General features: G+C 73.3%; 12 protein-coding genes. 10 read left to right on the top strand and 2 right to left on the bottom strand.

Annotated elements, in window-relative coordinates; translation table 11 throughout:
* Positions 1–46: 46 nt before the first annotated feature.
* The 10 genes from JD276_RS11325 (at position 47) to JD276_RS11280 (ending at position 12,678) form a co-directional block, all read left to right on the top strand.
* A complete protein-coding gene (locus JD276_RS11325) occupies positions 47–1,588 on the top strand; it encodes a class I adenylate-forming enzyme family protein (protein ID WP_200115761.1) in 1,542 nt (513 codons plus the stop codon).
* Entirely contained in the window at positions 1,585–2,865 is a 1,281-nt protein-coding gene (locus JD276_RS11320; RefSeq protein WP_307866546.1) for a beta-ketoacyl-[acyl-carrier-protein] synthase family protein, read from the top strand. The genes JD276_RS11325 and JD276_RS11320 overlap by 4 nt, the downstream gene beginning before the upstream one ends.
* Positions 2,866–3,060: 195 nt before the next feature.
* Positions 3,061–4,257 carry an acyl-CoA dehydrogenase family protein gene (locus JD276_RS11315; RefSeq protein ID WP_200115760.1) on the top strand — a complete coding sequence of 399 codons (1,197 nt, stop codon included), beginning with the start codon at positions 3,061–3,063 and terminating at the stop codon, positions 4,255–4,257.
* A 102-nt stretch (positions 4,258–4,359) separates the two neighbouring features.
* Positions 4,360–4,884 (top strand): VOC family protein, encoded by a 525-nt coding sequence (locus JD276_RS11310; protein ID WP_200115759.1) that lies wholly within the window; start codon positions 4,360–4,362, stop codon positions 4,882–4,884.
* A 131-nt stretch (positions 4,885–5,015) separates the two neighbouring features.
* Complete coding sequence (locus JD276_RS11305; RefSeq protein ID WP_200115796.1) at positions 5,016–6,500, top strand: protein adenylyltransferase SelO; 1,485 nt, start codon at positions 5,016–5,018, stop codon at positions 6,498–6,500.
* Positions 6,501–6,558: 58 nt separating this feature from the next.
* Positions 6,559–7,524 (top strand): alpha/beta hydrolase, encoded by a 966-nt coding sequence (locus JD276_RS11300; RefSeq protein ID WP_200115758.1) that lies wholly within the window; start codon positions 6,559–6,561, stop codon positions 7,522–7,524.
* Positions 7,521–8,984: an alcohol acetyltransferase gene (locus tag JD276_RS11295; RefSeq protein ID WP_200115757.1), complete on the top strand. Its 1,464-nt coding sequence runs from the start codon at positions 7,521–7,523 to the stop codon at positions 8,982–8,984. Before JD276_RS11300 ends, JD276_RS11295 begins: the two co-directional genes overlap by 4 nt.
* Positions 8,981–9,646, top strand: coding sequence for a DUF6320 domain-containing protein (locus JD276_RS11290; RefSeq protein WP_200115756.1), 666 nt, complete (start codon positions 8,981–8,983; stop codon positions 9,644–9,646). Before JD276_RS11295 ends, JD276_RS11290 begins: the two co-directional genes overlap by 4 nt.
* A 145-nt stretch (positions 9,647–9,791) precedes the next feature.
* Positions 9,792–12,032: an acyltransferase family protein gene (locus JD276_RS11285; RefSeq protein WP_200115755.1), complete on the top strand. Its 2,241-nt coding sequence runs from the start codon at positions 9,792–9,794 to the stop codon at positions 12,030–12,032.
* A gap of 49 nt (positions 12,033–12,081) precedes the next feature.
* Entirely contained in the window at positions 12,082–12,678 is a 597-nt protein-coding gene (locus JD276_RS11280) for a dihydrofolate reductase family protein (RefSeq protein WP_200115754.1), read from the top strand.
* On the opposite strand, the gene JD276_RS11275 is transcribed toward JD276_RS11280, so the two are convergent.
* Positions 12,647–13,447 carry a family 1 encapsulin nanocompartment shell protein gene (locus JD276_RS11275; protein WP_200115753.1) on the bottom strand — a complete coding sequence of 267 codons (801 nt, stop codon included), beginning with the start codon at positions 13,445–13,447 and terminating at the stop codon, positions 12,647–12,649. The genes JD276_RS11280 and JD276_RS11275 overlap by 32 nt on opposite strands.
* Positions 13,444–14,631 (bottom strand): Dyp-type peroxidase, encoded by a 1,188-nt coding sequence (locus JD276_RS11270; RefSeq protein ID WP_200115752.1) that lies wholly within the window; start codon positions 14,629–14,631, stop codon positions 13,444–13,446. Before JD276_RS11270 ends, JD276_RS11275 begins: the two co-directional genes overlap by 4 nt.
* Between the last annotated feature and the right edge of the window lie 57 nt (positions 14,632–14,688).

Raw genomic sequence — 14,688 nt, 5'->3', positions numbered from 1 at the left:
CCCCGCATAGACTGGAGCGGTCCGAGTCGATCGCGGGGAGGTTGCGGTGCCGATCACGTCGACCGTGCTGAGGACGGCGAGGGAGCACCCCGGCCGCACCGCGATCGCCGGCTCCGACGGGCGGCTGAGCTACGCGGAACTCGTCGAGGACTCCCGGCGGGCCTTCGCCGTGGTCGACGCGCTCCACCGCGGGCAGCATGAGCCTCCGGCCCCCGCCCCCGAGACCCGTGGGATCCCGATCACCGCGGTCAGTCTCGTCTCGGCCTTCCACACCGCGCGCATCGTCACCGGGCTCGCCGGCTATCGCGCCGTCTCCGCGACGATCGACCCCCGATGGCCGCTGGAGCATCGCGTGCGCGTGATCCTCGCCACCGGGATCGGGGTGGTGATCAGCGACTCCGAGGATCTCGCCTCCGCGCTCTCCGCACGCGGCTGGGGCGGCACGGTCGTCTCGCTCGACGGGTTCAGGCGCGAAGAGGCACGCGTCGATCCCGCCCCGCCGCCCATCGTGAGGGACGGCGACGAGGCGTTCCTGCTGCTGTTCTCCTCGGGTACGACGAGCGACCCCAAGGCCTTCCTGAAGACCCGGCGTCAGTACCGAGAGAACGCGGCGGTCTCGACGGCGCACCTCGAGCCGCTGCCGGGGGTCGCGACGCTCGCACCCGGGCCGGTCTCGTACAGCCTCACCCTCTACGCTGTCATCGAGTGCCTCGCGACCGCCGGCAGCGCGCACGTGGCCGACGCCTTCGACCCGCTCGAGATGGGGCGCCGCGTGCGCGAGGAGCGGATCACCCGCGTCGTCGCCGTCCCGGCCCTCGTGCAGGCGCTGAGCGACGCGGCGCGACGCGATCCCGAGCGCTTCACATCGCTCGACCTCGTCGTCACGGGCGGGGCCAACCTCTCCGCGAACATCCGCGACGGTCTCGCCCGCGTGCTGCCCGGCGTGCGGCTCATCAGCTACTACGGCGCCGCCGAGATCGGCTTCATCGGCGACAGCCGCGACGGCGACGGCACGCTGATCTCCGTCTACGACGGCATCGGCGCGAGCATCCGCGACGAGCACGGCGCCGAGGTCGCCGAGGGCGAGCTCGGCACGCTCTGGATCCACGCCGCCGCCTGCTCCGACGGCTACGTGGCGGGCACCACGGATGCCGTGCTGCGGGGCCCCGACGGGTGGGCGACGGTGCACGATCAGGGGAGGCTCGTGGGCGATCGGCTGGAGCTGGTGGGGCGGGTCGGCGACATCGCGGTGACGGGCGGGCACAAGGTCGCGCTGCCCGAGGTCGAGCGGGAGTTCGAGGGGATGCCGGGCCTCGGGTCCGTATGCGCGATCGCCCTCGCCCATCCGAGGCTCGGCAGTGTCGTGGCGCTCGTGGTCGAGGGCGTCGTCGGCCGGGGCGGCGGCCCGGACGTGGCGCCGCTGCCCGGCAAGGCCGCGCTGCTGGCGCGGGCGCGCGAGCGGCTCGCGCCGCAGTTCGTGCCCGGGCGCTGGTACGCCGTGGAGCGGCTGCCCCGCACCGTGGGCGGCAAGATCCGTCGGCGCGAGACGGCGCAGCTCGTCGAGCGCGGCGAGGCGGTGCGGCTGTGAGCCCCGTGGACGGCGGGCTCCCCGGGCCGGGCGGTCGGCCCCGCCGGGTGGTCGTCACCGGGATGGGGGCGATCACGCCGAGCGGGATCGGCGCGCGGGCGCTCTGGGAGTCGGTCTCCGCGGGGCGCAGCGCGATCACCGCGCTCGAGGGCGCCGAGTTCGACGGGCTGCCGGTGCGCATCGGCGGACAGGTGCGCGGCTTCGACGTCGCGACGGTGCTCGAGCCGGGGCTCGCGAGACGACTCAGTCCCGTGCAGCACTGGGCGCTCGCCGCGGCCGACGAGGCGCTGGCGCAGGCGAGCGCGGCCCCCGAGTCCGGGGCCCTGCCCTGGGACGGCGCGCGCGTCGCGGTCATCGCCGCGACGGGATCGGGGCCCGTCGACGCCATGCAGCGCGCCACGCGCGCGCTCGACGGGAGGGGCGCGCGAGCGGTGCCGCTCACCCTGGCCGTCTACGGCGCTCCCGATGCGGCGGCGGCCCTGCTCAGCCAGCGCTACGGGGCCCTCGGGCCGGCGCAGGGCGTCTCGGCGACCTGCGCGAGCGGCGCGATCGGCCTGGGCGAGGGCCTGCGCCGGATCCGGCACGGCTACGCCGACGCAGTCGTCGTCGTCGGCATGGAGGACTGCCTGAACCCGGTGAACCTCGCCTCGAACGCGAACATGCGGGCGCTCGCCGCCGGGTACGAGGACGACCCCGCGTCGGCCTCGCGCCCCTTCGACCGGGCCAGATCCGGGTTCGTCATGTCGCAGGGGGCGGCCGCGATCCTGCTCGAGTCCGAGGAGAGCGCGCGGGCGCGCGGTGCCGAGGCGCTGGCCGAGCTCGCGGGCTTCGGGGCGTCGAGCGACGCTCACCACCCGACCGCGCCGCACCCGCAGGGCCGCGGCGCGGCGCGTGCCGTGCGCGACTGCCTCGCCGACGCGGGGGCCGAGCCGGGAGAGGTCGACCACGTCAACGCCCACGGCACCGGCACCCCGGCGGGCGACGCGGCCGAGCTCGCCGCGCTCGAGGCCGCCCTCGGCGACGCCGCTCGGGGGATCCCGATCAGCGCCACGAAGTCGAGCACCGGGCACCTGCTCGGCGCGGGCGGGGCGGTCGAGGCCATCATCTCGGTGATGGCGCTGAGAACCGGGATCCTGCCGCCCACCCTGAACCTCGACGACCCCGAGTTCGACGGCTGGGACTTCGTCGTCGGCGCTCGGGAACGGGGGATCCGCTCGGCGCTGTCGACCTCGTTCGGCTTCGGCGGCCACAACGCGGCGCTGCTGCTGAGGGGATGAGGGAGGCGTGGGCCGTCGGGGCGGCGTATCGCACTGCCGCCCGTGCCGCGGTCGGTCGTACCGCCGGCCGGCCGCCGTCCCGTGCGCCGGAGAACCCGCGTATGTCGGAGGGACCCCGGTCCATTCCTCCGACGTATCGGAGACCTCCGACGATGCGCGACCATGGATGAAGCACGACGACGCAGAGGAGAGGCGATGATCGATCGGGAGACGAGGCACGCGCAGCTGGCCGAGGAGTACCTTCCCGAGGAGCTGCTGGCGCGGTTCCGCGAGCGGGCGGCGATCTACGACCGGGAGAACCGGTTCTTCGGCGAGGATCTCGCCGAGCTGCGCGAGCGCGGCTACCCGGCGCTGTTCGTGCCCGAGGAGTTCGGCGGCCCCGGCCTCGGCCTGCACGAGGTCTCGCGCCTGCAGCAGCGGCTCGCGACGGCGGCACCCGCGACGGCGCTGGCGATCAACATGCACCTCATGTGCACGGGCGTCGTGCGCGCGATGCGCGAGCGCGGCGACCGCTCGCTCGACTACGTGCTCGAGGAGGCGATGACGGGCGAGATCTTCGCGTTCGGGATCAGCGAGCCGTCGAACGACTGGGTGCTGCAGGGCTCCAACACGAGCGCCGAGGTGCAGCCCGACGGCGCATACCTGCTCTCGGGCGTGAAGATCTTCACCTCGCTCTCGCCGGTGTGGACGCGCCTCATCGTGCACGGCCTCGACGCCTCGGGGGAGGAGCCGCGACTCGTGTACGGGTTCCTGGAGCGCACGGCGGCCGAGGCGGAGGCCGGCGGCGGCGAGGGGATCCGCGTGTCCGACGACTGGGACGTGCTCGGCATGCGGGCCTCGCAGAGCCGCGCCACGATCCTGGACGGCGCGCGGATGCGCCCCGAGCGCGTGGCGAGGCGGATCCCGACCGGGCGTCACCCCGACCTGCTGACCTTCGCGATCACGAGCAACTTCCAGCTGCTCATCGCCTCGGTCTACGCCGGGGTCGCCCGGCGCGCGCTCGACCTCGCCGCGGAGGGGCTGCGCCGCCGCAGGTCGGCGAAGAGCGGCACGACCTACGCCGAGGTGCCCGAGGCCCGCACCCGGCTCGCCGACGCGCACATGGAGTTCATGGCGATCCCCGCCCAGCTCGACGCCTACGCGCGCGACTTCGACGAGCTCGTCGACCACGGATCCGGCTGGCCGCTGCGACTCGTGAGCGCGCGCATCAACGCGTCGGACGCCGCCCGGCGGGCCGCCGAGGTCGCGCTCGTATGCGCGGGCGGCGCCGGCTTCGGCAACGGGCACGAGCTCAGCCGGCTGTACCGCGACGCGACGGCCGGCCTGTTCCACCCGCCGAGCGCCGACGCCGCACGCCCCATGTACGCGGCGGCGCTCCTCGACGAGGGGTGAGGCGCCCGGCGCTCGGGATGCTTCCCCGAGCGGGGGACGGGGCGTGGAGCGGGGGCTCGGGATCGGGTTCGGGACCGGGTCCCAGTTGCTACGATGCGACGCATGGCCATCAGACTCGACAACGTCGGCATCGCGGTTCGCGACATCGAGGCCGCGGTCGCGTTCTTCACGGATCTCGGCCTCACCGTCGTGGGCCGCGACACGGTGAGCGGCGAGTGGGCGGACACCGCGGTTGGGCTCGACGACAACCACGCCAAGATCGCGGTGCTGCAGACCCCGGACGGCCACGGCCGCCTCGAATTCTTCGAGTACATCCACCCCGAGGCCATCGAGACCGAGCCTGCGCTCCCCAACGAGATCGGGATGCACCGGGTCGCCTTCTCCGTCGACGACATCGACGAGGCGCTCGCCGTCGCCGCGAGGCACGGCTGCCACCCGCTTCGCGGTGTCGCGACCTATGGCGACGTCTACAAACTCACCTACCTGCGCGGCCCCAGCGGTATCCTCGTGATGCTCGCCGAGGATCTGCGGAGGCGCCGACGACCGACCGTGGCGTGCGCCGCGCGCGCTCCCGCCCTCTCCGTACTCCTCCTCGGCACCGGCGGCCCGAGCCTGGGTGCGCGGTGAGGGTGCGCGCGTATCCTCGGGGCATGTCCGCCGAACCAGCCCGAAACGCAACACCGCCCCCGAACCCGCCCCCGGGCCCCGACCCGGCGCGCCCGCCGACCCGAGATGCGGCACGAGACGAACTGCCCGAGATGCCGGGCGTCTCGCTCGGCGACGCCTTCGCCCGGGATCTGCCCGAGATGGCGATCCCGTGGCGCGCCATGGAGCCGGAAGAGCCGTCGCTGCTGATGCTCAACGAGGAGCTCGCGGGCGAGCTCGGCCTCGACGCCGATGCGCTCCGCAGCGAGACCGGCGTGCGCTTCCTCCTCGGCAACGCGCTCGCCGAGGGCAGCCGCCCGGTCGCGCAGGTGTACGCAGGCCACCAGTTCGGCGGGTATGTGCCGAGACTCGGGGACGGGCGCGCCCTGCTGCTCGGCGAGGCCGAGGACACGGCGGGCCGGCTGCGCGACCTCCACCTGAAGGGGTCGGGCAGAACGCCGCTCGCCCGCGCCGACGGCTTCGCGGCGGTTGGCCCGATGCTGCGCGAGTACGCGATGGGCGAGGCGATGCACGCGCTCGGGATCCCGACCACCCGGGCCCTCGCGGTCGTGGGCACGGGGAGGCTGGTGCCGCGCGACACCGGCCTCCTGCCCGGCGCCGTGCTCGTGCGCGTCGCCAGCAGTCACCTCAGGGTCGGCTCGTTCCAGTACGCGCGCTCCACCGGCGACGCCGATCTGCTGCGCCGGCTCGCCGATCACGCGATCGCGCGCCACTTCCCGCACCTGGCGGAGACCGAGGCGCCGTACCTGGGACTGCTCGAGGCCGTGATCGCGGCGCAGGCCCGGCTGCTCGCCTCGTGGATGCTCGTCGGCTTCGTGCACGGCGTCATGAACACCGACAACACGACCATCTCGGGCGAGACGATCGACTACGGCCCCTGCGCCTTCATCGACGCGTACGACCCCGCGGCCGTGTTCAGCTCGATCGACCACGGCGGGCGCTACGCCTACGGCAACCAGCCCCGCATCGCGCTGTGGAACCTGACCCGCTTCGCCGAGACGCTGCTGCCCCTGCTCGCCGAGACCCCCGAGGCCGCCGTCGAGCTCGCGGAGCAGACGCTCGTGGGCTTCGGCGACGCCTACGGCGATGCGTGGATCGCGGGCATGCGGGCCAAGCTCGGGATCGCGGGCCGCCCGGGCGCACCGGATCCCGATGCGGAGCAGGCGGCCGAGGCGGAGGAGGAGATCGCGCGGATCGCGGTGGGCGCGCTCGAGGATCTGCAGGCGCGGAGCATCGACTACACCGGCTTCTTCCGGGCCCTCGCGGAGGCGGCGCGCGGTCGGGAGGACGGGGTGCGATCCCTGTTCGCGGTCGGGGCGGGTCCCGGCGAGTGGTTCGACGCCTGGCTGGCGCTCGGACCGGACGGCGACGCGATGGACCGGGTGAACCCCGTCTACATCCCGCGGAACCACCTCGTCGACGAGGCGCTGGACGCCGCGACCATCGGCGATCCCGCGCCGTTCGAGACCCTGCTCGGGCTGCTCACGAGTCCGTTCGAGCATCGGCCGGGCTTCGACCGCTACGCGCTGCCGGCCCCCGAGGGATCCGGCCCGCACCGCACGTACTGCGGCACCTGATGCGGGATCCCTATGCTGGGGGCATGGACCAGCCAGCCCCCGACATCTCCGGCCGCGCGTGAACCGGCTGCTCAGGGCGGCGCTCAGGCTCTTCGCGGCGCCCCGGGTCAACATGCGCGAGGACTACGAGCGGGTGCGGCGCTTCCAGAGGCGCCTCGCGGCTCGGCCGGTGCCGCGGTACCGGGCGCTCGACCGCCAGATCGTCTCCGGCGACGGGAGCCACCGGATTCCGGTTCGCGTGTTCGCACCGAGGGTGCAGCGACGCGACGACGTCATCCTCTTCTTCCACGGCGGGGGCTGGGTCACCGGGGACATCGAGAGCTACACTCCGGCGTGCGCGACGATGGCCGACCTCACGGGCTGCGTCGTGGCGTCCGTCGACTACCGGCTGGCGCCTGAGCATCCCTTCCCCGCAGGCCTGGAGGACTGCGCCCGGGTCGCTCGGCTGCTGCTCGAGGACCCGCGGCGAGCGGGGATCCGGGACGCCGACCGGATCGTGCTGATGGGCGACTCGGCCGGCGGCAACCTGGCCGCGGCGGTCTCGCTCCTGCTGCGGGAGCGCGGGCACCGGGGCGCGAGCCGGCAGATCCTGCTCTATCCCGTGACGCACTGGGACCACGACCCGCTGACGTCTCCATTCGCCTCGGTGCGCAATCACGGCGACGACTACCGGCTCACGAACACCGAGGTGCAGGACTACCTCGACCTCTACGTCCCGGATCCGGATCGCCGTCGCGATCCGCTCGTCGCCCCGCTGATGGCGGAGGACCTCTCCGACCAGCCGGCGACGCTCCTCATCACGGCCGAGCTGGACCTGCTGCGCGACGAGGGGGAGGCCTACGCCCGCGCCCTGGAGGAAGCCGGCAATGCGGTGCGACTCCACCGGGTGCCCGGGGCCCTCCACGGCTTCATCGCGCTGCCGAGGTTCTCCCGCTCGCTGCGGGAGGCGTACGGGGTGATCGACGCGTTCCTCGACGGCGCGCTCGCGGACGATCCGCCGCCCACCGGCGAGGAGGCGACGTGAACCGACGCGCGTGGGTGAGGCTCGACAACGCATCCAACATCTTCCTCGCCGCGCGGAGCGAGGCCGACCCCAAGGTGTTCCGCATCAGCGCGGAGGTCGACGCCGACGTGGATCCCGTGCTGCTGCAGCGGGCCCTGGACGCGACGTACGAGCGCTACCGGCTCTATCACGCCGTGCTGCGCAGCGGAGTGTTCTGGTACTACCTGCAGGACAGCGACCTGCGCCCCGTCGTCACCCCCGAGGAGCAGCACACCTGCGCTCCCATCTATCAGGCGGATCGGCGCAACCTCCTGTTCCGGGTGATGCACCACCGGCGGCGGATCATCCTCGAGATCTTCCACGCCCTGTCGGACGGGACCGGTGCGCTGTGGTTCCTCTCCGACCTGGCGACCGCCTACGTCCGGCTGCGCTACCCCGAGGAGGATCCCGCGCCGCCCGGCGTCGGCCTCGTCGGCGGCCCGCATACCGGCCCGGATATCGGCCCGCACCGGAGCGCCGACGAGCGCGACGACGGCGGCGACGCGGACGAGCCGGCGCACGAGCTCACCGCCGACAGCTTCGGGCACTACTTCCGTCGTCGTCGGGGTGAGACCCGCTCCGCCGCGGCGGCCTTCAGCCGCGCGGCCGCGCCGGCGGTGCTCACGGTCGACGACGGTGCGCGGTCGCCCTCCGCCGAGCCCGAGGGGCACGGGCGGGCTGCCCGCCCGCCGCGGAGGCGGGTGCACCGGGTGGCAGGCACGCGGACGCCGGACAACCGCACCCGCGTCGTCGAGCTCACCATGCCGGCGAAGGAGGTGCTCGCCCTCGCGCGCTCCGAGGGCGTCGCGCTCACGATGTACCTGACCGCGCTGTTCTTCGAGTCCATCCGCCTGTCGTCGGGCGGCCTCGGCAGGGATCGCACCCTCGCGGCCTCGGTGCCGGTGAACCTGCGTCAGTTCTTCCCCTCGACGTCGGCGCGCAACTTCTTCGCGACCGTCCGGGTGGAGCACACCTACGGCGAGGGCGCGGACGACCTCGGATCGATCTCCCGGCGGCTCGAGCATCAGTTCCGGCCGAAGGCGACTCCGGACGCGCTCGAGCGGAGGCTGCGCAGGTTCATCAGGTTCGAGCGGACGCCCGCGCTGAGGGTCGTGCCGCGTCCGCTCAAGGACGGGATCCTGAGGCTGATCAACTGGGGCAACAACCGCGGCCTGACCGTCGCTGTGTCGAACCTCGGCCGGGTGGCCCTGCCCGAGCCCGCCGAGTCGCGCGTCGGGCGGATGCTGTTCCACGTCTCAGCCGTCCGACCCCAGTTCTGCGCGATGTCGCACGCGGGGCAGCTCACCGTGAGCTTCACCTCGCCGTTCGTCGAGACCGGACACGTCCGGGAGTTCGCCAGGCTGCTCACAGCGCGCGGAGTGGACGTGACGGTGGCGGCGGCGCGGGTGACGGAGCGCGAGATCGCCGAGGAGGAGTCGTGAGGCGCTGCGCGGACTGCTCCGTCCGCATCGAGGGCGGCTGGAGCCACTGCCCGCTGTGCGGAGCCGCCGTTGCGGGCGAGGCGGCGCCGAGCCCGCTCCCGGCCGTGCCGCTCGCCTTCTCGCGTCGGCGCGTGCTCAGAGTCCTGTTCCTCACCTCGATCGCGATCATCCTGTCCTCGTTCCTCGCTCAGCTGCTGTTCCGGCGCGAGCTCGACGGCATCGGGGTGCTCCGCTCGGTGTGGCTGGGGGTCTGCGCCATGTGGCTCGTGGTGCTGATGGCGGTGCGCAAGCGGCGGAACGTCGCGAAGGGCACCGTGTACCTGGTGATCGTGGTCGGCCTCGTCTGCGTGTACTGGGACTACCTCACGGGCTGGCGCGGCTGGTCCCTCAGCTACGCGGTGCCGATCGTCTGCGCGAGCTCCATCGTCGCCCTCCTGATCACGGTGCGGTTGATGCGCATCGAGGTGGGCGACCACATCCTCTACAGCGGCCTCACCGTGCTGCTGGGGCTGGCACCCATCGTGTTCCTCATGCTCGGCTGGGTGTCGCACCCGCTGCCCTCGATCATCTGCGGCGCCCTCGGGCTGCTCGTCCTCCTGCTGCTGCAGCTCGATCAGGGCCCGGAGATGCGGCACGAGCTCGCCAAGCGGCTGCATCTGTAGCCGCTCCGGCAGGCGCTGCGGCGGGTCGGACGGAGGCCGCGTGCGGGAGGAATTGTACGCCTCCCCGATGTCGCGCACCAGCGCCGTGCGCTGTTACCGAATCGTTGTATAGAGTGAGATGATCCGGACGGATGCGACCACTCTCATGGAACGGACACTGACGCACGAGGCACGTGGGGCGGCTCGGGGAGAGGCGCCGCAGATCCGCCGTGCGGGTGCGGCCGGGGGAGTCCGGACCGACATCCAGGGGCTCCGCGCCATCGCCGTCGCGCTGGTGCTGGTCTTCCACCTCGTCCCGCCCGCGCTCCCCGGAGGATACGTCGGCGTCGACGTGTTCTTCGTGATCTCCGGATTCCTCATCACGGGCCAGCTGCTCCGCGAGATGGAGGCCGGCGGCTCGGTGAACCTGCCGCGGTTCTGGGCGAGGCGCGCGCGCCGCCTGCTCCCGGCGGCGCTCCTGGTGCTCGGGGCCACCCTCCTCGCGGTGTGGATCATGGCCCCGTCGGGGTTCGTGCCCTCCTTCCTCCTGCAGCTCGCCGCGTCCGCCGCGTACGTGCAGAACTGGGTGCTCGCAGCGGAGTCGGTCGACTACATGGCCGACGAAGCCCAGGTCTCGCCCGTGCAGCACTACTGGTCGCTGTCGGTCGAGGAGCAGTTCTACATCGTCTGGCCGGTGGTCGCGCTGGCGGCCGTGCTGCTCGCCGCGTGGGCGGCGCGACGGCGCGAGCGGCCCGGCGGCGGTGCTCGACCCGGCCGTCCCGGCGGCTCCGGCCGTCCGGCCCCGAGCGCGCGCCTGTGCTTCGGGATCCTCATCGGCGCCGTCGCGCTGGCCTCCTTCGCGACCTCGATCGCCGTGACCGCGTTCGATCCCGCGCAGGCCTACTTCGTCACCACGACGCGCGCGTGGGAGTTCGCCGCCGGCGGTCTGCTCGCGCTGCTCGCGACGTCCGCCGCCGACCCGCTCGCGCGTCTCTCCCCGGCGGTCCGCTCGGCGATGGCCTGGGCCGGCCTCGCCGGCATCGGCGTCAGCGCGGCACTGTTCACCGGCGGCACCCCGTTCCCCGGATGGGTGGCCCTCCTGCCGGTCGTCGCGACCGCGCTCGTCGTGGCGGCGGGGGAGCCGCGCACGCGCTGGGCTCCGACCGCGCTGCTGGCCGCCCGGCCGATGCAGTGGCTCGGAGACGTGTCGTACGGCGCCTACCTCTGGCACTTCCCGATCATCGTGCTCGTGCCGTTCGTGCTGGGGCGGCCGATGGGCGTGCTCGACTGGGGCGCGATCGTCGCGGCGACGCTGCTGCTGGCCTGGCTCTCCAAGATCCTCGTCGAGGATCCGTTCCGCACCGGCGCCGCGCGGTCCTGGACCAACGGGCGCACTCTCGCGATCACGACGGGCGCGATGGGGATCATGCTCGCCCTGTCGCTCGTGGGCGTCGACACGGCGGAGAAGCGGATCGACACCGCGAGGGACGAGGTGTCGGCGGCGCTGCAGGATCCCGATACGTGCGTGGGGTTGCCGGCGCTCGACCCGGATTCCGGGTGCGACCCCGAGCCCGCCGAGCCGCCGATCCCGGATCCCTCCCTCGCCGACAAGGCCCCCGAGCGGTGCCTGAGCCCGATCCAGGGCAGCGAGCTGCGGGTCTGCGAGTACGGCGCGAAGCTCGAGACGGCCGACCGGGCGATCGCGCTCGTGGGCGACTCGCACGCCGAGCAGTGGCTCGGGGCGCTCGAGCGCGTGGCGGATCGGGAGAACTGGAGCCTCCTGGTGATGGCCAAGGCGTCGTGCCCCTTCATCGCCGGGGATCGGGACTTCGATGCGGCGACCGAGGCGGGCAAGCGCGCGCTGCAGCAGGACTGCGCCGACTGGAACGAGCGGGCCGTGGAGAAGCTCGAGGACACCCCGCAGATCGACACCGTGATCACCTCGGCGAAGTCGACGAACCGGATCGTCGCGGTGTCGGGGAAGAGCTGGCGCGAGTCGGCGCGGGAGGCCTACGCGGAGCGCTGGGCCGCACTGCCCGAGTCGGTGCGTCACGTGGTCGCGATCCGGGACACTCCGCAGATGCCGGGGAACGTGCTGCGCTGCGTGACCGAGAACGGCGCCGAGGCGAGCCGGGCCTGCGCAGTGCCCGAGCAGGAGGCGTTCCACGAGGACCCGCTGGCAGAGGCGGCCGAGGTGTCCCAGCCGGCGAGGGTCTCGCTCGTCGACCTGAGCGACTACTTCGTCGTCGACGACGAGGCGTCCCCCGTGATCGGCGGCGTGCTGGCGTTCCGCGACTCCCACCACCTCAGCTGGGCCTACTCCGAGGTGCTCGCCGAGCCCCTGGGTGAGGAGATCACGGGGGTGCTCGAGCCGGAGCCGGCACCTGAGCCGGCACGGGAGCCCTGAGCGGGGAGCTGCCCGGTCGATGTCGGCGGCAGCGGCTACAGTCGGCCGCATGGGACACATCATCTTCGACACCGCGACCACGCTCAACGGCTGGATCGCCGACGAGCAGAACTCCCTCGACTGGCTCTTCGCAGTCGAGGGCGGCGAGCGCCCGGAGGAGAGGCTGCTGCCTCCCGACGCCGCCGTGCTGGTGGAGGGCTCCACCACCTACGAGTGGGTGCTGCGCCACGAGGGGCTGCTCGAGCACCCCGAGCGCTGGTCGCAGCTGTTCGGCGAGAAGCCGACGTTCGTCTTCACCACGCGCGAGCTGCCGATCCCGGAGGGCGCCGACGTGCGCCTCGTATCGGGCGGTGTCGCCGCCGCCCTCCCCGCGATCCGGGAGGCCGCGGGCGGAGGCGACATCTGGGTGATCGGTGGCGGCGAGCTCGCGGGCCAGTTCCTGGATGCCGGTGCGCTCGACCGGATCGCGCTGTCGATCGCCCCGGTCGCGCTCGCCGCCGGCGCGCCGCTGCTGCCCAGGCGCATCGAGTCCGACCGGCTGCGCCTGGTCTCGGCGCACGCGGTCGGCCAGTTCGCCCGCGTGGTCTTCGACGTCAGGGGCGGGTGCGAGGCCCTCAGCTCAGGGCGATCGCGGCCTCGGGGGTAGCGACGCGGAAGCTGAAGGTCTCCTGCAGGTAGAGGCTGACCGACTCCGCGGTGTGCCCCGCGTAGCCGACGGACAGATCCTCGCCGCTCTCGAACAGGAAGTCGCCGCCGCGCAGGCTCAGCACGACGGCCCCCGTGATGCCGGGCGTCCACTGCACGGGCCCGTCGAGGATCCGGGTGAGGTGCGTCAGCAGGGGCGCACCGCCGGCATCGTTGCCGCCCATGGCGTCCACCCACAGCTCGTAGCCCAGCGCGAGGCCGTAGGGGCCGTCGACGCCGGCGCCCTTGAGCGCTGCGACCGCCGCCGCGACGCGGACCGCGAGGCGCCTCGCGTCGTCGCCGACCGGGATGGGCTCATGCGGGGAGGCCTGCGCGATGCCGGTCATGCCGAGTTCGCCCCAGCCGTCGACGATGGCCGCGTTCTCGACGCTCGCGATGCGCTTCGCGGCGTCGTCGAGGGGGCCGAAGTCCACGTCGGGGGCGCCTCGCGTGCCGCTCTCCAGCTCGTCGCGGGAGAGCACGAAGTCCGCGCGCACCTCGGCGAGCGGCAGCACGCGGCGCGCCCTCGCGATCACGCCCTCCGAGGGGGCGGAGACGACGGGGCCGACGCGTCCGGTGGACGTGGCCGAGTGCTCCCAGCCGTGCGGCCCGGAGAAGTCGACGAGGCGCCGCGCTCCGAGCGCCGCGGTGAGGCGGGTCTTGGCTTCGTCGTCGATCATCGCCCAGACGTCGGAGGTGATCGGCGCGTGACCGCGCAGCAGGTGGTTCATTGCCCTGTCCTTTCAGCGAGCGACCGGTCGGCGGTCTGCCGGCCGACCGAGATCGGGGAATGCGGCGGGTTCCTGAGCGAACCGATGCCGAGAGACGCATCCGCGGGGGCGGCGCCGGGATCCGCTGTCGGCTCTTGGGCCGGGACCGGCTCGGGGGTGGGAGAGACCCCGGGATCCCCGCCCGGCGCCGGGTCGCCGCCCCGCGCGGGTTCGTCCGCGGGCTCGTCGTCGAGCGACCCGAGCAGCTCGGCCGACGGCACGAAGAAGGTGGTGCCCGTCATCGCCGTGGAGAAGTCGAGCAGCCGGTCGTGGAGGCCGGGAGGATCTCCGATGAACATGCGCTCCAGCATGCGCTCGATGACCCACAGGTGCCGGGAGTAGCCGATGAAGTAGGTGCCGAACTCGCCGCTGCCGGGCCTCGCGAACGGCATGTTGTCGCGCACGATGTCGTGCTCGCCGGCCTCGTCCTCGATCGTGGCGAGGGTCTTGTGCGATTTCTGGCCTGACTCCGCGTCGTCGAGCTCGACGTTGTCGGCCTTCGTGCGGCCCATGATGGCTTCCTGCTCGCTCGTCGTGAGCCGCTGCCAGTCCGCGAGCGGATGGAGGTACTTCTGCACGACCGCGTAGCTGCCGCCCGAGAAGCTCGGATCCTCATCGCCGACGAGCGCCGACTCCGGAAGGTCGGGGCCGATCGGGTTGGCCGTGCCGTCGACGAAGCCGAGCAGGTCGCGCGTGTCGAAGTAGCGGAACCCCGACACCTCGTCGGCGACGGTGACGGCGGCGCCGAGCGCGTCGAGCAGCAGCCGCTCCAGCTCGAAGCAGAGGTCCTCCCGGTCGGAGCGGATGTGGAACAGCAGATCCCCGGGCGTCGCGATCGCCGTGTGGCGGTCGCCGGCGAACTCGCGGAAGGGGTGCAGCTCGGCGGGCTTCGCCGGCCCGACGAGGGAGCCCCAGACGCGGTCGCCGATGCCGACGGTGCAGGAGACCGCGGTGCGGGGGTCGCGGAAGCCGACGGTCTTGACGAGATCCTCGAGATCCGCGAGGACGCTCCGCACGGACTCCACCGGGGTGGCCGATCCGCCCTCGCCGCTCGCGCCCGTCGCCGCGACGTTCAGCACGAGGAAGATCGCCGACTTGGTGAGCGGCCCCTCGACCATCTGCGTGCCGTAGCCCGTGTCCGTCATGACCCCACGCTAGCACCGGGCGGCATCGGCTCGGGCGGGACCGGCTCGGGCGGGACC

Source organism: Leucobacter chromiisoli (assembly GCF_016522505.1).
Lineage (GTDB): Bacteria > Actinomycetota > Actinomycetes > Actinomycetales > Microbacteriaceae > Leucobacter > Leucobacter chromiisoli.
The sequence above is the reverse complement of the archived record's forward strand: the minus strand, read 5'-3'. Positions and strand labels throughout refer to the sequence as shown.